The sequence below is a fragment of the Bacteroides nordii genome (assembly GCF_019930665.1).
GTDB classification, from domain to species: Bacteria; Bacteroidota; Bacteroidia; order Bacteroidales; family Bacteroidaceae; genus Bacteroides; species Bacteroides nordii.
Window position 1 is genome coordinate 1,997,948 of record NZ_CP082886.1, and the last position, 23,937, is coordinate 2,021,884.

The window sequence follows — 23,937 nt, forward strand, 5'->3', positions numbered from 1 at the left end:
ATGGAAAAATTTAAAATTGCAGTAATTGGATTAGGATATGTTGGCTTGCCTCTAGCAAGATTATTTTCAACGAAATATCAAACAATAGGGTATGATTTAAACTCTAATCGAATACAAGCATTAATGCAAGGGCATGATGAAACATTAGAATTATCTGACGATCTATTACAGAATGCGATAAATAACGGTTTCGTTTGTACGAACGAGGTCGATGACATAAAAGATTGTAATTTTTATATAGTAACAGTTCCTACTCCTGTTGATGAGAATAACAATCCAGATTTATCTCCGCTTTATAAGGCTAGTGAAATTGTAGGCCAGGTTATTAACAGAGGTGATATCGTTGTCTATGAGTCTACTGTTTATCCCGGAGTAACGGAAAATGAATGCGTTCCTGTTATAGAGAAAAAATCAGGTCTGTTGTATAATAGAGATTTTTTTGTCGGATATTCACCTGAACGAATCAATCCAGGAGATAAACTGCATACTGTGGAATTGATAAAGAAAGTGACTTCAGGTTCGACTCCGGAAGTTGGTGAAATAGTGAACCGAATATATGGCTCAGTCATTAAAGCCGGAACTCATTTGGCGCCCAGTATAAAAGTGGCAGAAGCAGCTAAGGTTATAGAAAATTCTCAGAGAGATATTAATATTGCATTTGTTAATGAGCTTTCGAAAATATTTTCTAAAATGGGAATAGATACAATGGACGTGTTAGAAGCTGCTGGTACAAAATGGAATTTTTTGCCTTTCCGTCCAGGCTTAGTAGGAGGTCATTGCATTGGAGTAGATCCTTATTATTTAGCTCAATGTGCTCAGCGTTATGGGTATAATCCGGAAATTATTTTGGCTGGGCGTCGAATGAATGATAGTATGGGTGAATATGTGGCAAGTCAAATAATAAGGTTGATGTTAAAAAAGGGAATTCAAGTTTTAAATTCAAATATTTTAATTCTAGGATTTACTTTCAAAGAAGATTGTCCGGATATCCGTAACACGAAAGTTGCTAATTTGGTAAATACTCTGAAAGAATATAATTTGAAGATCACTATATATGACCCGTGGGCTGATCCGGAACGTGTAAAAAAAACATATAATTTCGATTTAGTAAATCAATTACCAAAAGAAAAATATGATGCTTTAGTGTTAGCTGTTGCACATAGAAAGTTTGCAGATATTTCATGGAAAACATTGGTTAAAGATAAAAATATTATTTATGACATTAAAGGATATATGCCTCGTGAGATTGTTGACGGAAGATTATAGTACTTTTGTATTATAAACTAGCGCTTTCATGTTCACCATATAAGTTTATAATGAGTGGTTTTAATTTTAAATAGGAAATATGGATGTGTGGCAGAATATATATAATCTATTTATTGGGAAGTATTCTGATATTTAGTTCTTGTAGTGGGAGGAATGATGAAACTTTTGTTAATTTGGATATTTCACTCGTTAATATTGACGGAAATGAATATATTTCAAGAGAGAAAGCTGTTTTAATAGATAATGGCTCTGTTTTTTCTACTAAGTTATTTTCGATTAATGGTGATTTGTCGATTGATTTAGTTGTTTATTTCAAGAATAAAATAACGGATATCAATAACAGTTGCTTACAGCCCATTTTAATTTGTTATAGTCAAAATAATAAGTATTATCAATTTTCTATAATAGATGGAAAAGCTATTATCTCATCTGCTAGTAATGATTCTTTTAGTCTTTTATTTGAAAAATGTGAATTTGGCGAAAACAATTATATTTCCGGTAGTTTTTCTGTTTGCTTAGTATCGGATATACCTACTCCGAGCTATATTGCTGTGTGGGGGAAGGAACACCCTTTTAAAAGGTGGATAAATGAAGGTACTCAACAGTGGGTAGGAACTACGTTATTGAATGTTCAAAATACAGGTTTGATTATTTATCCATCTGAGAAAAATGAAGTTCCTTCCCCCGCAATTGTTATTTGTCCGGGAGGAGCATACTCGTGTTTAGAAGCTGTTCATGAAGGGCGTTTAGTTGCTGAATGGTTTGCGAAACATGGAGTGACTGCTATAGTTCTACATTACTGTTTACCTAATGGACATCCGGAAATCCCTCTTAGTGATGTACAAGAGACAATGAGATATTTGCGTGAAAATTTTGCTACTTATAAAATTCGTCCGGATCAGATTGGAGTAATAGGATTTTCTGCTGGTGGACATTTGGCATCTCTTCTTTCGACTCATTTTGATATTGACGAGAAAATAGGTGTGATTTATCCGGAAAAAGCATATAAATCTCGTCCGGATTTTACTATACTTTGCTATCCTGTTATAACAATGAGGGAACCTTATACGCATATAGGTACAAAAGAAAACTTATTGGGAGCGGATCCTTCAGATGTATTGATTGATCTCTGTTCATCGGAAAAGCAAGTAACTTCTTATACACCTCCAACTCTATTGTTTCATGCGTCAGATGACTATACAGTACCTTTAGAAAACAGTAAAATGTATCATCAACGTCTGGTCCGGGAAGGAATAAAATCTCGTTTAGTGGTGTTTCCTGCAGGTGGGCATGGATGGGGATTTAGTGAAAATTATCAGTTTGAAGGGGAATTAAGAGAAAATATATTACATTGGCTAAATAACGAGGTGTTTGTTAATTAATAAGAGTAACTGTTTTTCTAAAAAAAATAAGTAAAAAGAACTAACGCTTAAATATTTTTTTTATTTGCATGAACCAGATATATGGTAATGAAGCATAGTTATATTCTACGCTTTCTATCCCTCCAAAAGATTTTTTAAATTTATTGATGCCTATAAGATTTGAATCCATAGTGTCATGAGCTATTCCACCCCAATCATAAACAGAATAATTTAACTCTTTAAATTTTAACATATCTTTGTAGTGAAGAAATTTGTTGGCACGTCCAATTAAGTTATGATCTAATTCTTTTGAGAAACGTTGAGTTGCAGACTGATATAATCTAACACGTCTCAACTCTTCGTCAATAATATAAGAATGAGAAGCTAATACCTTATTATTAAATGTAGCCTCTGTAATAATTAAATGTTTACCATACGCTTTCATTTGCGATTCTTTTATAACTTCTAATCCTTTTATACGTGCAAAGTTATTATAAAAAGGAATAAAATTTTCAATAGAAGTATTGTAAGAAAATGTTCCTCCCTCCCGTTCTGCTCTCTTTATTTCATTACGGACAGTAGCTGAACACTTTCTAAATAATTCCTCCTCGGAGAGTCTAAGATTTGTTAGTAAAGTATGAAATTCTTCTTTATAAAAAGATTGGGTAGGTACATTTATTAGTGCTTGACGATAATAGTAAAATTTATATTTATTTTTTTTATCTATTTTATCGGCAAACCAAGATTCTGTATTAGTAAATCTATATTTTTGTTTAATTATATTGATCATCTTCTGTTTTTTTATGCAAAAGTAGTCAATATTTGGTAAAATACCAGTTAGATGCATATAATTAAGTGCCTTTTTCTGGCATATCTTCAATAAAACTGTTAATTTTGTACCCATGATTGGATTGTCACAGCATATAGAAGTATTATTATTGGAGAATGATTGTGTAATTGTTCCCGGATTAGGAGGTTTTGTAGCTCATTATACGCCTGCGATACAACTAGAAGAGAACATGTTCCTCCCTCCTACCCGTACCATTGGTTTTAATCCGCAGTTAAAGCTGAATGATGGGTTGTTGGTACAATCTTATATGGCTGTATATGATACGAACTTCTCAGATGCCTCCAAGATAGTCGAAGATGAGGTTTCAGAGTTGATCATTATGCTGCATAAAGAAGGTAAGGTTGATTTGGATAATGTTGGAGAAATCAGGTATACGATCCATGACACTTATGAGTTCATTCCTTATGATAATAAAATTACTACACCTTATTTATATGGGCTTGATTCTTTCGAAATGAAGGAACTGACCGTTTTACATCAGGAAAAAGAAAAGGTATTGGTTCCTGTTATTCAGGAAAGAAAGAAATCATATGAGATCAAGATCAATCGTGGGATGGTGCGTAGTGCGGTGGCTATAGTGGCTGCGGTAATACTATTCTTCTTCCTTTCCACTCCGGTTGAAAATACTTATGTAGAAAAAGATAATTACGCTCAATTGTTGCCGATTGATCTGTTTGAAAAAATAGAGGGAAAATCTATTGCGATGACTCCTGTTGTGATGAATAAGGATGTGAAGCAGTCGGTAAAGGCAGTGTCCGGTACTTCTAAAAAAACGGGGAAAAAGGTAACAAAACCTGTTGCGGTACGAGAGGTGAAAGTAGCTCAGCCTGTTACAGAAGAGGTACATAAAACGTCTGCTGCTGTACAATCAAACGAATCTCAATCGATTCCGTCCTCTAAAGCTGTTGTAAGATCAAAACAGACAGAAGGTAATTTTCATATAATTGTTGCTGGAAGCATTGGTGTAAAAGATGCAGAGGTAATGGCAGAACGATTGAAAGCCGAAGGATTTACAGGAGCGAAAGTTTTAAATAATGATGGCAAGATCCGTGTAAGTATAATGTCGTGTACAACTCGTGAAGAGGGTACAAAACAGCTTTTGAAGTTAAGAGAGAATGACACCTATAAAACCGCTTGGTTGCTGGTTAAGTAATACAAATCCCCCCTATCCTTTGATATATGAAACGAGTTCGTTGTCCTAAGTGTGAGAATTATCTTTCTTTTGATGAAACTAAGTATACAGAAGGGCAATCTTTGGTATTTGTTTGTGAACACTGCGGTAAGCAGTTTAGTATTCGTTTGGGAAAGAGTAAAGTGAGAGAGACTCAAAAAGAAGAAATACTTGATGAAGAAGCTCATAAAAATAAATTCGGGTGTATTGTTGTTATTGAGAACGTATTTGGTTTTAAACAAGTAATACCTTTACAGGAAGGGGATAATGTTATTGGACGCCGTTGTGTGGGCACGATGATAAACACTCCTATCGAGACTGGTGATATGAGTATGGATCGTCGGCATTGTATTATTAATGTGAAACGAAATAAACAAGGGGAACTGGTTTATACACTTCGGGATGCTCCCAGTCTGACAGGTACTTTTCTAATGAATGAAATTTTAAATGATAAAGACCGTATCCAGATAGAAAATGGTGCTATCATAACGATTGGTGCTACTACTTTTATACTTCGGACTGCGGAATCAGAATAAATGCGTTTTATGACAAGTAAATTTCATTTGAGAAGCGATTTATATGCTGAATCGCCGATAATATTAACAGATAAGAAATAATACTATTTTTCTGATATAAAAGTACGTATTCTTACATGTCAAAAGTACGTACTTTAGGGATATAAAATAACGTATTTAACAGTGTATTAAATACGTTATTTTGTTTTGGAGTAAAAGTATGCTCGAACAAACTCATCTTCAGTTTGTTCTTTGAGCATATAAAAATTCACTAAACCCTAACGAAAATGAAAGAGAAAAACAGAACATGGATTATTGTAGCCATCATTATAGCTGTATTATTGTTGGGCTATTGGGTTTTATCATCTCCCAGGGTGGAGAAAGATGTAAACCAACAGTCAAAAGAGGTTATTGAAGATCTTACTATTGACTAATTCTTTGTATGACTAAAAATAGAAAAGAGCGGCCTTCATATAATGAAAGTCGCTCTTTCCTGTTTATTTTGATCTCTTATTTAGAGAATACTTTTCACTGTTTCCAGCATACCTTTTTCCTGGATAGAATCAAGGTTGGCTTTTACCGCTTCGGCCAGTCCTGGGATATTATTCAGATTTTCACCCCAAATAAACTCGGCGCCAAGTACACCTTCTGCTACTTTCTGAGTACAACCGGTTGCCCACAGCTCTTTCAACAGATTCATGATTTCCGGAGCATCGTTTGGTATAATTTCGGCGCCATCAGCACGAACACCACCTTTATAATAGGTAATGATAGCAGCCAAACCTAATACTAAACCTTTTGGCAATTCTCCTTTACGCTCTAAATAAGTTTTCAATCCCGGCAGGTCACGTGTCTGATATTTCGGGAATGAATTCAGCATGATACTTGTTACGGCATGGTCTACAAACGGATTATTGAAGCGCTCCAATACATCGTGAGCAAATTTCTCCAGCTCGTCTTTTGGTAAGTTAAGTGTTTCCATTAACTCATCAAACATTACTTTGTGGATATATTTACCAACAACCTCGTGCTCACAGGCTTCACGCACAATATTTACTCCTGACAGATAGGCTACCGGAGAAAGGACAGTGTGCGGACCATTCAATAAAGTTACTTTACGTTCGTGATACGGAGCCTCAGATGGAACGAATAATACATTCAGGCCGGCTTTGTCAGCAGGGAACTCTTTCGCTATCTCTTGTGGAGCTTCAATGACCCAAAGATGGAATATTTCGGCCTGAACAACCAGATTGTCATCGTATTGTAGTTTTTCCTTGATGGCAGCAATGTCTTTACGGGGGAATCCGGGTACAATGCGGTCTACCAATGTAGCATATACGCCACAGGCTTCTTCAAACCATGTTTTAAATTCTTCACCCAGGTTCCATAATTCAATGTATTGATAGATTGTTTCTTTTAGTTTGTGACCATTAAGAAAGATAAGTTCGCATGGGAAAATGATTAATCCTTTACTCTTATCTCCATTAAATGTTTTGAAACGATGATATAACAATTGAGTCAGCTTGCCCGGATAAGAAGTTGCAGGTGCATCATCCAGTTTACAAGACGGATCGAAAGCGATACCGGCTTCAGTAGTATTGGAAATAACAAAGCGCATCTCCGGTTGTTCCGCCAGTTTCATGAACTCTGCATTTTGTGTATAGGGGTTCAATGCACGGCTGATAACGTCAATCATTGTGAGGCTATTAACAACTTCGCCTTTGTCCAGTCCCTGGAGGTTTACATGATAGAGATCATCCTGCGCATTCAGCATGTCTACCATACCTTTGTCGATAGGTTGAACAACGACTACGCTACTATTGAAATCGGCTTTTTCGTTCATATTATAGATTATCCAATCTACAAATGCACGTAAAAAGTTTCCTTCACCAAATTGGATGATACGCTCCGGGCGTTGTACTTTAAGAGCTGTCTCTTTGTTTAATGCTTTCATGTTAATCAAAATTATAAAATTAATATGTTATTCAAATTCGAAATAAAAATCAATATTCTCTTTTATCAGAATATCAATCGGCATATATTTCAGCGGTTCAACAGATTTTTTGAAGACGATGTTGTCACATAGTGTTTTTACGCCACAGTAGCCTTGAAGCCCGGGACGTTGACCTATAAGATAGGTGACTTCTCCTGATTTCAGTAATTCGGTATTGTTTCTTAGAAGATCATACCCTATCAGGCCGGTCATGTTCTGTCTCTTTTCCCGTAAGTAGTGCCCCACCTGGTAAACACGAGAGTTGAATACCGCCCCCAATGTTGCTTTTGGATGTTTCCGGAAAAAGTCACTTAATATTTCATTATTTTTTTCCGGATTATTCTTATTCAATATTACTTCGTGAATCGCAATGTCTTTATGTTCTTCAGAAATATATTTCATGAATCCTTCAAGACGACGTTTCATCTGTATCTCTGCCGGATTATCCTTGTTATTATTTAAAAACAATATCAATTCTTGCCCTTGCTGATAATTGCGCATCAGGATTTTAGCTGCAATATATCCGCTCTTATAAGAATCCTGACCGATGTATTTCAGAGCTTTAGCTTCTTCAATATCAAAATCAATGAATGCAAACGGAATATTTTTATCTTTTAAATATGCAAGCATTGAAAGAGTGTCTTCCCGAAAATTAGGAGCTAAAAGCAGTGCATCTGTGTTGCTTTTCTCTATTTTCTGACATGCATCCTGATAAGATTTTCGGTCTCCATGTTTGTAATGCAAGTAATCTACACTAACGTTAAACGGACGTAACTCTTGCCGGGCACGTTCAATACCGATTGCCACAGAATGCCAATAATCATGTTCTACATAATAGGGTATCATGCATGTAATGGTGTACTTTTTCTTGGCAGCCAGGCCGATAGCAAATACATTGGGCTGATAATTGATCTCATCGAGCACCTTCTGGACTTTTTCTTTGCTTTTCTGAGATACGTCACCCCGATTGTGAAGTACCCGGTCTACCGTTCCGGCAGAAACTCCTGCCATCTGGGCTATATCTTTTATGGTGTAGTTCTGGTCTTCCATAGCTTTAAAACTTAAATATTATAAATATTCGCTGCAAATATACGAATTATTTTGTTCCTACAAGTAATTTTTCTACTTTTGTGTTCGATAACGGTTAATAAAACTAAAACGATAATCAGGCCTATTAGCTTTACAATCAATACTATATAGGTTACGATATAAAAAGTAATTATTTTATATACTTAAAACACAGTAGAATGAAAAACTTTATGGATGAAAACTTCCTGTTGCAGACAGAAACAGCACAGAAGTTGTATCACGAACATGCGGCAAAGATGCCAATTATTGATTACCACTGTCACTTAATTCCTCAAATGGTTGCTGATGATTATCAGTTTAAATCATTGACAGAAATTTGGTTGGGTGGCGACCATTACAAGTGGCGTGCAATGCGTACTAACGGTGTAGATGAGCGTTATTGTACCGGTAAGGATACTACAGATTGGGAAAAATTTGAGAAGTGGGCTGAAACCGTACCTTATACCTTTCGTAATCCGTTGTATCACTGGACTCATCTGGAACTGAAGACTGCGTTTGGTATTGATAAGATTCTGAGTCCGAAGACTGCCCGTGAGATCTATGATGAATGTAATGAAAAGTTGGCTTTACCCGAATATTCGGCTCGTGGTATGATGCGTCGTTATCGTGTAGAAGTGGTTTGTACTACTGATGATCCTATTGATTCACTGGAATATCACATCAAAACACGTGAGAGTGGATTTGAAATAAAAATGCTTCCTACATGGCGTCCGGATAAAGCGATGGCTGTAGAAGTTCCTGCAGACTTCCGTTCATATATGGAAAAACTTTCCGAAGTGAGTGGCGTTACCATCTCTACATATGATGATATGATTGCTGCTTTGCGCAAACGTCATGACTTCTTTGCTGAACAAGGCTGTAAACTGTCAGATCATGGTATTGAAGAATTTTATGCCGAAGATTATACAGATGCGGAAATCAAAGCTATATTTAATAAGGTGTATGGCGGAGCAGAATTGACGAAGGAAGAGATTCTGAAGTTTAAATCGGCTATGTTGGTGGTATTTGGTGAAATGGATTGGGAAAAAGGCTGGACTCAACAGTTCCATTATGGTGCTATCCGTAACAACAACAGTAAGATGTTTAAGCTTCTGGGTCCTGATACCGGTTTTGATTCAATTGGTGAATTTACTACGGCAAAAGCTATGTCTAAATTCCTTGACCGCTTAAACTCTAAGGGTAAATTGACAAAAACAATCCTTTATAACCTCAATCCTTGTGCAAACGAAGTGATTGCCACGATGTTGGGTAACTTCCAGGATGGCACTGTTGCAGGAAAGATACAGTTTGGTTCAGGCTGGTGGTTCCTCGATCAGAAAGATGGTATGGAAAAGCAGATGAATGCTCTTTCTGTGTTAGGATTGTTGAGTCGTTTCGTAGGTATGTTGACCGACTCTCGTTCCTTCCTCTCCTACCCGCGTCATGAATATTTCCGTCGTACGTTATGTAATCTGGTGGGTCGTGATGTAGAAAATGGTGAAATTCCGGTATCAGAAATGGATCGTGTAAACCAAATGATTGAAGATATCAGTTATAATAATGCTAAGAACTTCTTTCAGTTTTAATCAGATAAAAATCTGATAAGAAAACAGAATACCGGCAGGAACTAATCATGTTCCTGCCGGTTTTTTTATATGAAACCATTGTCATTTCTATTTTATTCATTAACTTTGCAGTCTGTTTAGAAACTTTACATAAAAGCTCTAAATGGTTACATATTAATTAGTTAGAAGCGTTTACGATATTATTCTTGTCAAGGAAATCGCCAATTTCAAAAGAGACACTGGAATAATAAGCAACAAAACGCTCATGCTCGCTGTATATCTACGAATGTATAGTTGGGCGTGGGCTGTTGCTTCATTATTTGTGTTTCGGGTGTTTGGCGATACCTCTTGACAGATAATGGCAACAGTTCCCACGCTTTCTATATATAATTAGAATAGCTGGTGCGGGAACCATCGGCTACGAACAAACAGTAATGAATCGAGCAGTTCAGGCTACCATGGTTGTAGCTTTGTGTCTTGTTGTCATGTCTTGTGCATCAAGCAGACGGGTTGTCTATTTACAAGAGAAAAGTTTAGAAATACCGGAATCTTCCGTGGCTTTTGATGCACGGATCATGCCAAAAGACTTAATAACCATTTCTGTCAGTACCCCCGAACCGGAAGCAGCTTTGCCATTCAATCTGATTGTTCCTTCTGCCCAGTCGGGCAACAGTCTTTCCAGTCTTGTCTCCCAGCCTACATTACAAAACTATCTGGTTAACAATGAAGGGGAGATCTCTTTCCCTGTTCTGGGACAATTGAAAGTAGGCGGACTCACAACACAACAGACTTCTGAAATGATTATTTCGCAGTTGCATAAGTACCTGAAAGAACCACCCATTGTTACCGTCCGTTTGATAAACTATAAAGTATCTGTCATAGGAGAAGTGAATCGCCCCAATATGTATACGGTGATTAACGAAAAGATAAATGTATTTGAAGCATTAGCTATGGCGGGCGATCTCACGATTTATGGAAGAAGAGATCGTATACGAATCATGAGAGAGGACATCGACTCTCACCGGCATATTATTACACTGAATCTGAATGATGCCAATATCATATACTCTCCTTATTTCTATTTGCAGCAGAATGACATTGTATATGTAGAACCTAATAAAGCAAAGTCTCAAAGTGCCAATATCGGTTCTTCTACTACATTGCTGGTTTCTGTTACTTCTATTCTGATATCACTTGCCGGATTGATTGTTAACATACTTCGCTAATTTAAAGATTATGGAAAATAACCGAATGACGAATGATCCTGTTCAGGAACAGGAGATTGATTTGATTGAGCTTTTTTACAAACTTCTTGCCCGATGGAAATGGTTCGTTGCTTCTCTTATTCTGGCATTGGCTGCTGCTTTTATTTATGTTCATTTAGTAACTCCTGTTTATCAGGCCTCTGCTTCCATTGTTATAAAGGAGACAGAGAATCAGAATAAAGTAGTTGACGAACTTTTTGCCATGGCAAATACCCAACTTCCTAATACAGGGACTCAGATTGATGATGAAATGGAGATACTACGTTCGCGTTCTACCCTTTTACAGGTAGTCAATGAACTTCGTTTGCATACGACTTATCGCATCAGAAAAAACTTCAGATACGTAGAAGATACTGCTTCACCATTGGCTGCTATTCTTGATGAAGCGGCTATGGATACTTTGACAGGAACTTTGCTACTGGAAATTGATAGTAAGAAAAGAGGATATGTAGTGACTGCAGCATTAAATGATGTTTGCCGGACAACTGAGTTTACAGGGTTTCCGGTTACTGTTGAAACGCCCGCAGGAAAAGTGATGCTTCGTATGACCAATGACCAGAGTGAATGGCCGGGAACTATGAAAATTATGATTTGCCGTCCTATAGATGCTGTGAAAAGTTGTGCATCACGTCTTTCCGTTAGTACCATTTCTAAGAAAACATCGATTATTTCTCTTTCATACACGGATGTCAGTAAGCGCAGAGCAGAGCTTTTCCTTTCCAGATTGATTGAAATTTATAACCGTGATGCGATGGAAGATAAAAACAAAGTGACAGGAAATACTTTACAGTTTGTAACGGAGCGGCTTGATAGTATCAGTCGTGAACTGGGCTTTGTGGACAAGAATCTGGAACGCTATAAACTGAAAGAGCGTCTTAGTGATATAAAAACCAACATGGTACTTGATCTCAATACAAATAATGAATACGAGAAGAAATTGCTTGATGTAGAAACACAATTGAACATGACTGCTTATATCTATGAATATTTGCAAGATAGTAACCACCCTTTTTCTTTATTGCCCATTAATACCGGAATTGCAGATACTGAACTTGCCAAATTGGTAAATGAGTATAATAAAGAATTGCTGGAGCGTGAAAGATTGTTGCATATAATGAAAGAGAATAATCCGGCTGTTATAAACCAGGGTATTAAGATTGACGCTTTAAGGCGGAATGTGCTCAATTCGCTTTCAGGAATAAAAAATGGTTTACTGATAGCGCGTGACGATATTATGCAGAAAACAAACTATTTTAATACCCGGATAGATAATCTGCCCAAACAAGAGAGAGAATTTAATAACATCGACCGTCAGCAACAAATTAAGGCGAATCTTTATCTGATGTTACTTGAGCGCAGAGAACAGGCTGCTATCTCATTGGCTGCTACTATTAATAAAGCACGTATTATTGATGCAGCGCTTGCTGCTGATGCACCGGTAGCTCCTAAAAGCATGATGATTTATGCCGGAGCAAGCTTCATGTCTCTTGTGCTTACTGCCGGAATAGTTCTGTTTGGAGGAATTTTCCGTACTAAATTGACGTCACTATCTGAGTTGGAAGCAATTGGTTTACCACAGGTGGGGACTATTCCACAAATGAATGATTCGGAACGGCAAGTTGAAGACGGTCGGAATGATGTAATAGATGAAGCATTCAGGCGTTTGCGCAGTAACCTTCGTTTTATGGCTGAAGGAGATGATAAGAAATGTATTCTTGTGACTTCTACGATGAGTGCTGAAGGTAAAAGTTTTACGAGTATAAACCTGGCACTGACTTTTGCTTTCCTGGGATGTAAAGTATTAATTGTGGGGCTTGATATTCGTCGTCCGAGACTCGCTGAATTTTTTAAGATTAGAAACGAACAGGGAATGACTAATTACCTCTCCGGGAGTGAAGTATCCCTGGATAGTATTATCTATCCTTCCGGCATTCATAAAGATCTGTTTGTGCTTCCTGCGGGTCCTGTACCTCCCAATCCGGCAGAACAATTGGAAAAAGAAAAACTTAGGGTAGCCTTTGAATATTTGCGTAAACAATTTGATTATATTATCGTCGATTCGGCTCCGGTAGGTATGGTGAGTGATACATTGAGCCTTGGAAAGATAACGGACTTCACTCTCTATGTATGCCGGTTGAATTATACACCTAAAAAGGCTTTGTCAATCATACGGGATTTGGAATCGGGTGGTCAGTTGAATCGTATTTCCATATTGGTAAACGGGTACAATATGTCTGATGAAAAATATGCTTATGGCAAATACGGTTACGGATATGGCTATGGGCATAAAGACAATAAATAGTATTTTTCTTTTCACTCAACAAAAATACCGCATAAAAGAAATCTTAATATGGGAAGATTTCTCTTGCGGTATTTTTTTATTTTCAAAACCATTTTCTCTTCTTTTTAGGCTCTTGCTTGTATATCTCGGCAAAAGTCTTTTTCTCTTTTATTATTTGATAAATAATTCCCCAGTCGGGAAGCCCTCCCAGATTACGGTCGTCAATAAATAAGTCTACCTTTAGTTTCCGGGAATAATCTTTATCTGTCATTTCTTCTTCCGGATAGTCTTTGTTTACTGCATAAAACTCAAGTCCTCGTGCCCTGCACCATTCTACGGCTTCTTCCAGGAGTTTACCTTCGCGTACACTCCATAATATCAGCCAATGTCCCTCTCGTTGTAACAGTTTCAGGGTTTCAATCGCAAAGGGAATTTCTTTGCCAATGCGTGGATAACAATGCTCTACAATGGTTCCGTCAAAGTCTACAGCTATTCTCATTTCATTATTTCTTAGGTGTTATTGTTGACAAATGTACATATAAATAGCCAAAAAAGACTATCTTTGCGCTGAATTAATACATAAAAACAGAAAATTTACATGAACAATTCCCCTCAAAGTGCTACCAAAGGATTCACTAAAGCCTTTTGGGTCAGCAACACAGTCGAACTGTTTGAACGCATGGCTTATTATGCTGTGTTTATCGTTCTCACGATCTATTTATCCAGTATTTTAGGTTTTAATGATTTAGAAGCAAGTATGATATCCGGTCTTTTCTCCGGTGGATTGTATTTGCTTCCTATTTTTTCGGGAGCTTATGCTGATAAGATAGGTTTCCGCCGGTCTATGATCATTGCCTTTTCACTTCTTTCCATTGGATACTTGGGATTAGGAGTATTACCCACCCTGCTTGAATCGGCGGGGCTGGTTACTTATGGTGAAGTAACCCGTTTCTCCGGTTTGCCGGACAGCAATGCCCGTTGGATGATAGTTCCTGTCCTGACTATACTTATGATAGGAGGCTCTTTTATCAAATCTATCATTTCTGCATCAGTAGCCAAAGAGACAACGGAAGCTACACGTGCACGGGGGTTACTCCATTTTCTATATGATGGTAAATATTGGTGCTTTCACCGGTAAAACCATTATTGATCCACTGAGAAACTTTATAGGTGAGCAGGCGTATATTTACATCAATTATTTCTCCGGTGGCATGACATTGCTTGCTCTTCTGGCAGTGATTTTCTTCTATAAATCAACACATACGGCGGGTGAAGGAAAAAGTATGCATGAAATCTGGCGTGGTTTTGTTCGAATCATGACTAATTGGCGATTACTGATTCTTATTTTAATCATTACCGGATTCTGGATGGTGCAACAACAATTGTATGCCACTATGCCGAAATATGTTATTCGTATGGCGGGCGAAACGGCGAAGCCCGGGTGGATTGCTAATGTTAATCCTTTTGTGGTGGTTTGTTGTGTCAGTTTTATTACCCGGCTGATGGCAAAGCGTACCGCTATCACTTCTATGAATATCGGTATGTTTCTGATTCCGGTTTCAGCACTACTGATGGCTTGCGGTAACCTGCTTGGAGATGATATAATATCCGGCATGACTAATATTACCTTAATGATGATCGTTGGTATTGTAATACAGGCGTTGGCCGAATGTTTTATTTCTCCGCGCTACCTTGAATATTTCTCTTTACAAGCGCCCAAAGGCGAAGAGGGAATGTACTTGGGGTTCAGTCATCTGCACTCATTCCTCTCCTCTATCTTTGGTTTTGGTTTAGCTGGTATTTTATTGACGAGATATTGTCCGGATCCTATTTTGTTTGAATCACATGAAGCATGGGAGGCTGCCAGTGTGAATGCTCATTATATCTGGTATTATTTTGCAGGTATAGGATTGATAGCAGCTATTGCTCTTCTTATTTTCGCTAAAATCACCCAATCCATCGACAAAAAGAAGAAAGCATAAGGCTTATTTTCTTCTTTTTTTGTGTATATTTGCCGTCACTTTGCCACAAAAGTTGACGGCAATTTGCATTTTAAAGAAAAGGATACGAAATGAAAGTAAGATTTATAAGCCTGGCGAGTGGCAGTAGTGGAAACTGCTATTATCTGGGTACTGATACATATGGAATACTAATCGATGCCGGCATTGGAATACGAACGATAAAAAAGACACTGAGAGACATCAATGTAGCAATGGAGTCCATACGTGCTGTGTTTGTGACTCATGATCATGCCGATCACATCAAGGCTGTAGGACATTTGGGGGAGAAACTGAATATTCCGGTTTATACAACGGCTCGTGTTCATGCCGGAATTAATAAGAGCTATTGTATGACGGAGAAGTTATATTCTTCTGTCCGTTATCTGGAAAAGGAGCAGCCAATGGAGCTGGAAGATTTTCATATAGAGTCTTTCGAGGTTCCTCATGACGGAACAGATAATGTGGGTTATTGTATTGAGATAGATGGTAAAGTCTTCTCCTTCCTTACCGACCTTGGCGAGATCACTCCTACCGCTGCCAAATACATTCGCAAAGCCAATTATCTGATTCTTGAAGCCAATTATGACGAAGAGATGTTGAAGATGGGACCTTATCCGCAATATCTGAAAGAACGTATATCAAGCGGTACGGGACATATGAGCAATATAGCAACAGCCGAATTCCTGGCAGAGAACTTTACCGAAGATCTACGTTATATCTGGCTTTGCCACTTGAGTAAAGATAATAATCATCCGGAACTGGCATACAAGACTGTGGAATGGAAATTAAAGAACAAAGGAATCATTGTAGGTAAAGATGTGCAACTGCTTGCATTAAAGCGAAGTACGCCATCAGATCTGTATGAATTCGAATGAAAGCAATAAAAACGGCTAAAAAAGTTCCTGTTTTGTTTGGCTGAATAAAACAAAAAATCTACCTTTGCAAGCGCAAATGAGAAGATAAGCACTCTTAGCTCAGTTGGTAGAGCAACTGACTCTTAATCAGTGGGTCCAGGGTTCGAATCCCTGAGGGTGTACAAGTGTTTTGTAAAATAAAAGAATCCGTTGTATTTCAAATAAATACAACGGATTTTCTTTTATATTAATAGGTTTTTCTGTTTCTGGCTTATTTCTAATGTACCATCTTCAGTCCTACTACTCCTGTCAGAATCAGCAGTACAAACAGCAGTCTGAATATATTTGTTGAATCATGAAAGAAGAAGATACCGATAAGAACTGTCCCTATTGCTCCGATGCCTGTCCAGATGACATATGCAGTGCCAATAGGAATTGTCTTTTGTGCAAGATATAGCAAGAAACCACTTGCTCCCATAGAAACAATGGATATGGTGATGAATAAATAGAAATATTTCTCATAAATACTTGCCAGTTTGAATCCCAAAGGCCATCCTATTTCCAGTAGTCCGGCTCCAATCAATAATAACCATGCCATAATTTAATTATTTAAAATTTTCAGTAAAGATATGAGCTTGGTTAGAAAAAGTAATTGATAATTATCAATTAAGTATTTTAATAGATAAAATCAGTTATATTTGTCGGGCAAAATATAGTCATGTTATGGATATCACATCATTTTCCTGTCCTTCAAAGGATACCATTTTACAGAATACAATGAATAAATTGGAGTCTATATGGGATGAAATTTCCTATCCTAAAGGATTTATTTTGTTCACTAAAGATAAGATAGAACGTGATGTATATCTGATAAAGCAAGGTATTGCCAGGGCATATATTGAAGTGGACGGAAGAGATATTACAATCTGGTTTGGGAAGGAAAATGATATTATTATATCTGCTCAGGGATATGTGAATGGTGAGAAAGGGTATGAGACGATAGAGCTTTTAGAGGATTCCGTGTTGTACAAAATGAATTTAAAACAGTTGCATGAATTGTATCAGCAAGATCTGGAAGTATGCAATTGGGCACGGCAATTCATAGAAAAAGAATTTGTAGGAACTGAACATCGCCTTATTTCCAGTTTGTCTATGACGGCAACCGAACGCTATCTCCGGCTTATGAAAGAGAAACCGGAGATTTTACAGCGTGTACAGTTGCGGCATATTGCTTCCTATCTTGGTATTTCATCGGAGCATTTGAGTAGGATACGTGCCAGCACTAAAAGTATGACAATATAAATAAGGTATTTATGAATTGCGGTAGAATCCGGTTACTTTTGCCTTGCCAGTCGCCACATTACATTTGTTTTTCGTGCCAGTACAAGTGAATCTGCATCGATTTTAACTACATTCAGGGTATCGGTTCCTGTAATGGTCTGTTTGTTGCCAATACTTTCATATTGCAGAGTCAGTGTCCAATTATCCAGGTTCCAGTTTTTTATCAGTAAAGTTGCCATATTCACAGAACTGGCCGTTCCGTTTTGATTGAGTGTGAATCCTTGCATCTCTTTGGGATTTATAGGATTGGGCTCAAGCCAGGTTCCCTGAATATAGTAATAAGGGGAATGTACGGTAATTGTTAGCTCGTCGGCTTTCAGAATTTTAACTCCGTCTATATCTTCGTGGGTGCAGGTTACTCTGACAGAATCATTGAGTAATACTCCGGGCACTTTCTGTGGATTGGCATCCATTGTGCTGATGTTTACCGTATCTCCCTGATCAGAGATAATTGTCAGGTTGTTCATGCTTGCATCATACACGATTCCGTTAATGATCTGAGTGGCTGGAGCTTGTTTGCATGAAATAATGCCAGCCAATAAAAATACTACTGAAGTCGATAGATAAACTAATTTTTTCATATTCAATTAATTTTAAAATAGTAACAATGAAACAAAGGTAATATTTATATTTTTTAATTTACATTTTTATCTGAAGAACTGTACTCTCTTCCGAAAAGAAATGAAGGTGTTACACTAACCCGTATGAAGGGGAATCACAAGAGTGTACATTTATGTATTGCAAAAGTGTACAATGATACATAACAAGAATATACATTCTTGATATACAAAAATGTACATTCTTTTAATGTCTGATTTTCATTGTATTAACGATGTTCTTTTCTCATTGGTCTTAAAGTTTTTATCGACTTAAGACAAATAAAAAAGGAGGCTAAAAATAGCAGGAGTGGTCGGAAGAAATTCCGGTCACTCTTTCTTTATCTTGAAAAATAAGTTTGGGTCTCCCCCGCATTGCAGGACAATCATGGCTATTGCCAGATCGCGAACTTCCATAGCAAATCGCCGTTTAGCGGTTTTATAACCTATCTTGTTGGCTTTTTTGTATATCAACACGAGCATGGCTACAATCAAAGTCATGTAAAGCATCACCTCTATTCCATTCTTATTCAGTGATATAAGATGGCTTGCGTTTAATTCCTGCTTGATGAAGCGAAAAAAGACTTCAATATCCCATCGTTTACGGTAGGCATCGGTAATTTCCTTTGCCGTGAGTTCAAAGTCATTGGTAATAAACCAATACTCCATCGCTGGATCAGTTTTGCTTCGGGCAACAATAAGTCTTAAAGGTTCTTTGACCAATACCTGCCGGTAATGTTTATTACCGCGCTTATTGATAACAGGCTGGCCTGTGTACAGATACACCTTACTGTCGCGAATAAGTTCCAAAGTGGCTAAGTCGCTGTTAGAAAACGGTATCGGCTCCAGTTCTACATACTTACGGTTTTCTTTACTTCGAGCAATAAAAGTAGTTCTCTGATCGCAAAACTCTTTCATCGTTCTGGTTGACTGAAAACCTCTATCCAATACATATACGTTGCGATGTCCGGACTGCTGCTTAACGTGACTGGTTACTATTTGGGGCAGGGAAATATCCTCGCTCGAAAATACTGGATCTGTAAACAGGTTTACTTCACAAGGTAACATACCATCGAAAGCTATACTATACTTTACAGCCTTTCCGCCACAGTTGCCCAACCCCTCTGCCATCCTGCCGGATGTGTCTGAAACAATGGAACTGTCAACCCGGATAAGGTTGTATTGTGCTATCTCTGTATCGGAATAGCACTCCGAGAACTGGTCATAGACACAATCGTAAATCTGACGGAAGTAATCCGGTGATATCTTCGACAACCTCTCAGAGAGAGAACTCCGGCGTACTTTTTCATCTTCGTCCAACCCGAACAAAATCTTGAATACAGAATCGTTAAAAGTATCTTCAAGCGTTCGCTGACTAAGGCGATCATTTTCCAGAATACCGTACAATAGCAGATAGAACACCTTTTTACCGTGGAGAACTTTGGTGTAGTAATCGATGGGTGTTGTGGTTGACAGGTGTGAAATCAGGCTTTCGGGAATCACTCCCAATAGGTCGTTAACCCTTACTTTGTGATCTTTAAAAATTGCCATAATATTTTGATTATCAATGATTAAAGATAAGCAAAATAAATAACAAAAACAAATACAATCACCTGAATATCAAAATAATAACCAAAAAAATGCAGATGCAGATATCAAAATATGTACACATTAAAATACGAAAAGGGTCGAAAGAAAAATCTTCCGACCACTCCTGCTAAAAATAGTCTCCTTTTTGTACACCCTCAGGGATTCGAACCCTGGACCCACTGATTAAGAGTCAGTTGCTCTACCAACTGAGCTAAGAGTGCATTGGTATTATGCTTTTTTTGATTTCGGGTGCAAAGGTAAAGCTTTATTTTAAAATAGCAAGCCTTGTAGCTATTATTTTTTAAATTTATTTTCTTTCGCTTTGCTATAACTAAAAAAGGAATTACATTTGCAGCGATAAATTTAGTATTCACCCTTTAAACTGTGGAAAGGGTATTAATTATGTTGGAGAAATAACACATCAAAATCGGGACTAAGCGGCTCATCGGGATGAAGAGCCCCAATAATTTTATTATCTGAACACTCCGCGAAACTGTTGCCGGAGAAAAATTGATTAGTCCTACAATCTTATTATTTTATTATTTAATCACTTCAGTGTGGTGAAGCAGAGATGTTATGTTCTGCCTTTTTCTGCACTGGTAACAGACATATTGCCTCATTACTCCGGAACCATTATATGTTTATTCCGGGGATGAGATTAGTGTGCTATGAAAGAAATCATGGGAATACGTTTAAAAGATTTAAGCAAACTGGGATATACAAATAATGTGGCGCGGAGTCTGGCTGTTGCTATTGTAAGCAAACATTGCAAGTATGAAAGTAAAGAAGAAATTCTGGTTCGTTTAGCAAATGTGCTTGATAATCCCGAAGCATATAAAAAGGATGAAGTATGGGGGAAACTGGCGGAACACTTCTCTCCCACCATTATAGAAAGGAAGTTTCAGGTTTATGATCTGAGAGAAGTGCCGTTGATGCACCAAACTTACGGTAACAAGTTTATAGAAAATTCTGCCAAGCAACAAATGGAACTGGCCATGCGACTCCCGGTAACGCTGGCAGGAGCGTTGATGCCTGACGCACATGCCGGATATGGTTTGCCCATCGGCGGTGTACTGGCAACAGCTCATACAGTAATACCTTATGCCGTAGGAATGGATATTGGCTGCCGGATGAGTCTGACGGTTTTTGATGCGAAGCCGGATTTTCTGAAACGATATGCTCATCAGACAAAAGTGGCATTAAAGGAATACACACATTTTGGTATGGATGGTGGATTAGAGTTTACACAGGAGCATGAAGTGTTGGACAGGGAAGAATTCCGATTGACGCCCCTGTTACAAAAGTTGCATGGGAAGGCTGTCCGACAATTAGGAACATCGGGGCAAGGGAATCATTTTGTAAACTTCGGAGAACTGGAACTGGAGGCAGACAATACTTTACAGTTACCTGCCGGGAATTATGTTGCTTTGTTGTCTCATTCAGGTTCACGGGGATTGGGAGCTGCTATTGCACAACATTATAGTTTTCTGGCACGTGAATCTTGTAAATTACCTCGCGAAGCCCAGCACTTTGCCTGGCTTGATCTCCATTCGGAAGAGGGGCAGGCGTATTGGATGAGTATGAATCTTGCCGGAGATTATGCCCGGGCTTGTCACGAAAGGATTCATCTTAACCTTGCCAAAGCCTTAGGATTGATTCCGATTGCTAATGTCAGCAATCACCATAACTTTGCCTGGGAGGAGGAAATAGCACCAGGTAACTTTGCCATTGTTCACCGCAAAGGAGCTACTCCTGCTTATGAGGGGCAACCCGGACTTATTCCGGGCAGTATGGCTACTCCCGGATATCTAGTTTGTGGCAAAGGAGTACGTGAATCTCTCTTTTCGGCCTCTCATGGCGCCGGACGGGCGATGTCAAGACAGCAGGCTCAAAGTACCTTCACGCAGTCCGCCTTAAAGAAATTTTTGGCACAAGCGGGTGTAACCCTTATCGGAGGCAGTGTGGAAGAGATGCCTCTTGCCTATAAGGACATCGAAAGGGTAATGCGGGCACAGGAAAACCTGGTAGAGATACAAGGGCGTTTTATGCCCCGCATCGTAAGAATGAATAAAGAATAATTAAATTAAAACAAAATGTTATCAGAAAAATATGGTCGTACGTATCACTTCCCTTTCTCACCGGGAACTACAAGTGACGACCGCATCAACCATACTTATTGGGAAGATATCCAGCGGATTGACACGCTTGTATATACCGAAAAATTGGATGGTGAGAATAATTGCCTGAACAGCGCCGGCGTATTTGCACGATCACATGCTGCACCTGCTACTTCTCCATGGACACGACAACTGCGTGAGCGTTGGGAATTAATGAAGCATGATTTGGGCAGTCTTGAATTATTTGGTGAAAATCTGTATGCTGTTCACTCTATTGAATACAAACGGTTAGAATCGTATTTCTATGTTTTTGCCGTGCGTTGCCTCGATAAATGGTTATCCTGGGAAGAGGTAAAGTTTTATGCTGCTATGTTTGATTTGCCAACAGTTCCCGAATTGGGATTAGAGTCCGTTGCAGAACTTTCTCAGGAGCAACTTCGACAACAGATACTTACTCTTGCCCGGCAACCGGGAGTCTTTGGTACAAAAGATCCTTTTACCGGAGAAGATTGTACGCGTGAAGGGTTGGTAGTGCGGAATACAGATGAATATCCGGTTAGCGAATTTGCACACAATGTATTCAAGTATGTGCGCAAAGGACATGTGAAAACAGATGAGCATTGGACACGTCACTGGAAGCGTGCCCGGCTTTTCTGGGAGTTTAATGAAAATAAAGAAAAATATGATTTGGACATTAACAGATAAGAAAGATCGTAACTCGCTCGAACTACAATTCGAATGGTTACGCGATATGAATGGGATTCCTCAGGACCAGTTTCATCATGCCGAAGGAGATGTGGCTACACATACCTGGTGGGTGATAGAAGAATTACAGAAATTACCCGGCTATCTTGCCCTTACAGAGCAGGACAAGGAAATACTTTGGACGGCTGCACTACTGCATGATGTAGAAAAACGTTCTACTACAGTCATTGAGGAAGATGGCAGTATCACTGCCAAAGGGCATGCCCGTAAGGGAGAATATACTGTGCGTACGCTTTTATACAAGGATATATCAACTCCTTTTATCATTCGTGAAAAGATAGCATCACTTGTAAGGTTTCACGGGCTCCCTTTATGGCTGATGGAAAAACAGGACCCTATGAGACAGGTTGCCAGGGCAGCTTTCAGAGTGGACACTTCGCAGCTCCGTCTACTTGCCGAAGCTGATATAAAAGGACGTATCTGTCAGGATAAAGATACTTTATTGGAATCGCTGGAGTTATTTGAAATCTTCTGCCGTGAGCAGGGGTGCTGGAAAAAGAGCAGAGAATTTACCACTGATCATGCCCGTTTTCGTTACTTTCACACGGAAGAAAGCTATATAGATTACATTCCGTATGAAAAGTTTAAGTGTAATGTTGTTTTGTTATCCGGGTTACCGGGAATGGGAAAAGATCATTATATTGAAACGTCCGGTATAGCTCTTCCTGTTATCAGCCTGGATGATATTCGCCGGAAGAATAAACTGAGTCCTACTGATAAATCGGCAAATGGATGGGTGGTGCAGGAAGCTAAAAAGATAGCCCGCGCTTATTTGCGTAAAGGGCAGGATTTCATATGGAATGCAACTAATATTACTACTCTGATGCGTTTTCAGCTTATCAATCTCTTTGCCGGGTATGGGGCTCGTGTTAAAGTGGTTTATGTTGAGAAAGACTATTCCGTTTGGCGAAGACAGAACCGTGAAAGAGAATATCCGCTTCCGGAGAGTGTGTTGGACGGTATGCTTGGTAAGCTTGAGGTACCTCAATTGACGGAAGCTCACGAAGTGGAGTATCTGGTAGAGAATGAGATAAATAAAAAAGATTTTCTATGAAATAATACATCGGATGTTTGACTTTTAGTCAAAAAAACAGTATCTTTGTAATTGTAATCATAAAGTAGATTCAGTTAGAATACTTGTAAAGGAGAAAGCTATGGCTTTCTCCTTTATTTTTTTATACCGGCTTCTGAAGGTATATAGACAGGTATCTATTGGAGTTTTTCCCGGTACTTATTCAAGATTACATGGTATGTTACGGTTCGTTTGTTACTATGTTACGATGCATTTCTCGGTATGTTGCAATGTAAATGCTATTGTGTTGCAATACAACTGATATTA

Annotated in this window: 20 protein-coding genes, 2 tRNA genes and 1 pseudogene; 15 read left to right on the plus strand and 8 right to left on the minus strand. The window is 38.4% G+C overall.

Annotated elements, in window-relative coordinates; translation table 11 throughout:
* Both K8P02_RS07760 and K8P02_RS07765 read left to right on the plus strand, forming a co-directional pair.
* Entirely contained in the window at positions 1-1,266 is a 1,266-nt protein-coding gene (locus K8P02_RS07760) for a nucleotide sugar dehydrogenase (protein ID WP_025868095.1), read from the plus strand.
* A gap of 83 nt (positions 1,267-1,349) precedes the next feature.
* Positions 1,350-2,648, plus strand: a complete 1,299-nt coding sequence (locus tag K8P02_RS07765; protein WP_081768159.1) for an alpha/beta hydrolase — start codon at positions 1,350-1,352, stop codon at positions 2,646-2,648.
* Between the two features lie 40 nt (positions 2,649-2,688).
* Here K8P02_RS07765 and K8P02_RS07770 read toward each other — a convergent pair whose 3' ends face one another.
* Positions 2,689-3,531: a hypothetical protein gene (locus tag K8P02_RS07770; protein WP_025868093.1), complete on the minus strand. Its 843-nt coding sequence runs from the start codon at positions 3,529-3,531 to the stop codon at positions 2,689-2,691.
* Here K8P02_RS07770 and K8P02_RS07775 point away from each other — a divergent pair.
* From K8P02_RS07775 to K8P02_RS07785, 3 genes are all read left to right on the plus strand, one after another.
* Positions 3,530-4,630 carry an HU domain-containing protein gene (locus tag K8P02_RS07775; RefSeq protein ID WP_025868092.1) on the plus strand — a complete coding sequence of 367 codons (1,101 nt, stop codon included), beginning with the start codon at positions 3,530-3,532 and terminating at the stop codon, positions 4,628-4,630. The two genes, K8P02_RS07770 and K8P02_RS07775, sit on opposite strands and share 2 nt — an antisense overlap.
* A 26-nt stretch (positions 4,631-4,656) precedes the next feature.
* Entirely contained in the window at positions 4,657-5,184 is a 528-nt protein-coding gene (locus K8P02_RS07780) for an FHA domain-containing protein (protein ID WP_025868091.1), read from the plus strand.
* A 266-nt stretch (positions 5,185-5,450) separates the two neighbouring features.
* Complete coding sequence (locus K8P02_RS07785) at positions 5,451-5,597, plus strand: hypothetical protein (RefSeq protein WP_002560249.1); 147 nt, start codon at positions 5,451-5,453, stop codon at positions 5,595-5,597.
* Positions 5,598-5,677: 80 nt separating this feature from the next.
* Here the strand turns inward: K8P02_RS07785 and K8P02_RS07790 are convergent, their stop codons facing one another.
* Together K8P02_RS07790 and K8P02_RS07795 are read right to left on the minus strand one after the other, a co-directional pair.
* The gene (locus tag K8P02_RS07790) at positions 5,678-7,117 is read right to left on the minus strand and encodes a tagaturonate reductase (protein ID WP_002560250.1); all 1,440 of its coding nucleotides are present in this window, start codon (positions 7,115-7,117) and stop codon (positions 5,678-5,680) included.
* 27 nt (positions 7,118-7,144) lie between these two features.
* Positions 7,145-8,206, minus strand: a complete 1,062-nt coding sequence (locus K8P02_RS07795) for a LacI family DNA-binding transcriptional regulator (RefSeq protein ID WP_025868090.1) — start codon at positions 8,204-8,206, stop codon at positions 7,145-7,147.
* A 197-nt stretch (positions 8,207-8,403) separates the two neighbouring features.
* On the opposite strand from K8P02_RS07795, the gene uxaC reads away from it, so the two are divergent.
* From uxaC to K8P02_RS07810, 3 genes are all read left to right on the plus strand, one after another.
* Positions 8,404-9,810: a glucuronate isomerase gene (uxaC, locus tag K8P02_RS07800; protein WP_002560252.1), complete on the plus strand. Its 1,407-nt coding sequence runs from the start codon at positions 8,404-8,406 to the stop codon at positions 9,808-9,810.
* Positions 9,811-10,223: 413 nt separating this feature from the next.
* Entirely contained in the window at positions 10,224-11,015 is a 792-nt protein-coding gene (locus K8P02_RS07805; RefSeq protein WP_025868089.1) for a polysaccharide biosynthesis/export family protein, read from the plus strand.
* Positions 11,016-11,025: 10 nt separating this feature from the next.
* A complete protein-coding gene (locus K8P02_RS07810; RefSeq protein ID WP_025868088.1) occupies positions 11,026-13,356 on the plus strand; it encodes a GumC family protein in 2,331 nt (776 codons plus the stop codon).
* Positions 13,357-13,438: 82 nt separating this feature from the next.
* Here the strand turns inward: K8P02_RS07810 and K8P02_RS07815 are convergent, their stop codons facing one another.
* Positions 13,439-13,834 (minus strand): BT0820 family HAD-type phosphatase, encoded by a 396-nt coding sequence (locus K8P02_RS07815; protein ID WP_007485609.1) that lies wholly within the window; start codon positions 13,832-13,834, stop codon positions 13,439-13,441.
* A gap of 99 nt (positions 13,835-13,933) precedes the next feature.
* On the opposite strand from K8P02_RS07815, the pseudogene K8P02_RS07820 reads away from it, so the two are divergent.
* The 3 genes and pseudogenes from K8P02_RS07820 (at position 13,934) to K8P02_RS07830 (ending at position 16,371) form a co-directional block, all read left to right on the plus strand.
* Positions 13,934-15,317, plus strand: a pseudogene (locus K8P02_RS07820) (peptide MFS transporter).
* Between the two features lie 89 nt (positions 15,318-15,406).
* Positions 15,407-16,210 carry an MBL fold metallo-hydrolase gene (locus K8P02_RS07825; RefSeq protein ID WP_002560257.1) on the plus strand — a complete coding sequence of 268 codons (804 nt, stop codon included), beginning with the start codon at positions 15,407-15,409 and terminating at the stop codon, positions 16,208-16,210.
* Between the two features lie 88 nt (positions 16,211-16,298).
* Positions 16,299-16,371, plus strand: a tRNA-Lys gene (locus K8P02_RS07830).
* A 95-nt stretch (positions 16,372-16,466) separates the two neighbouring features.
* Here the strand turns inward: K8P02_RS07830 and K8P02_RS07835 are convergent.
* Positions 16,467-16,787: a DMT family transporter gene (locus tag K8P02_RS07835; protein ID WP_025868087.1), complete on the minus strand. Its 321-nt coding sequence runs from the start codon at positions 16,785-16,787 to the stop codon at positions 16,467-16,469.
* A gap of 125 nt (positions 16,788-16,912) precedes the next feature.
* Between K8P02_RS07835 and K8P02_RS07840 the strand changes: the two genes are divergently transcribed.
* Positions 16,913-17,491, plus strand: a complete 579-nt coding sequence (locus K8P02_RS07840) for a Crp/Fnr family transcriptional regulator (RefSeq protein WP_007485604.1) — start codon at positions 16,913-16,915, stop codon at positions 17,489-17,491.
* 32 nt (positions 17,492-17,523) lie between these two features.
* Here K8P02_RS07840 and K8P02_RS07845 read toward each other — a convergent pair whose 3' ends face one another.
* The 3 genes from K8P02_RS07845 to K8P02_RS07855 form a co-directional block, all read right to left on the minus strand.
* On the minus strand, positions 17,524-18,111 hold the full coding sequence (locus tag K8P02_RS07845; protein ID WP_025868086.1) for a lipocalin-like domain-containing protein: 588 nt from the start codon (positions 18,109-18,111) through the stop codon (positions 17,524-17,526).
* A 345-nt stretch (positions 18,112-18,456) separates the two neighbouring features.
* Positions 18,457-19,677 carry an IS4 family transposase gene (locus tag K8P02_RS07850; RefSeq protein WP_025868357.1) on the minus strand — a complete coding sequence of 407 codons (1,221 nt, stop codon included), beginning with the start codon at positions 19,675-19,677 and terminating at the stop codon, positions 18,457-18,459.
* Between the two features lie 187 nt (positions 19,678-19,864).
* Positions 19,865-19,937 (minus strand) — tRNA-Lys (locus K8P02_RS07855).
* 459 nt (positions 19,938-20,396) lie between these two features.
* On the opposite strand from K8P02_RS07855, the gene K8P02_RS07860 reads away from it, so the two are divergent.
* The 3 genes from K8P02_RS07860 to K8P02_RS07870 are packed head-to-tail and all read left to right on the plus strand — an operon-like array spanning position 20,397 to position 23,652.
* The gene (locus tag K8P02_RS07860) at positions 20,397-21,794 is read left to right on the plus strand and encodes an RtcB family protein (protein ID WP_025866379.1); all 1,398 of its coding nucleotides are present in this window, start codon (positions 20,397-20,399) and stop codon (positions 21,792-21,794) included.
* 15 nt (positions 21,795-21,809) lie between these two features.
* Positions 21,810-22,538: an RNA ligase family protein gene (locus K8P02_RS07865; RefSeq protein WP_002560262.1), complete on the plus strand. Its 729-nt coding sequence runs from the start codon at positions 21,810-21,812 to the stop codon at positions 22,536-22,538.
* Entirely contained in the window at positions 22,516-23,652 is a 1,137-nt protein-coding gene (locus K8P02_RS07870) for an AAA family ATPase (RefSeq protein WP_025866380.1), read from the plus strand. The genes K8P02_RS07865 and K8P02_RS07870 overlap by 23 nt, the downstream gene beginning before the upstream one ends.
* Positions 23,653-23,937 lie beyond the last annotated feature (285 nt).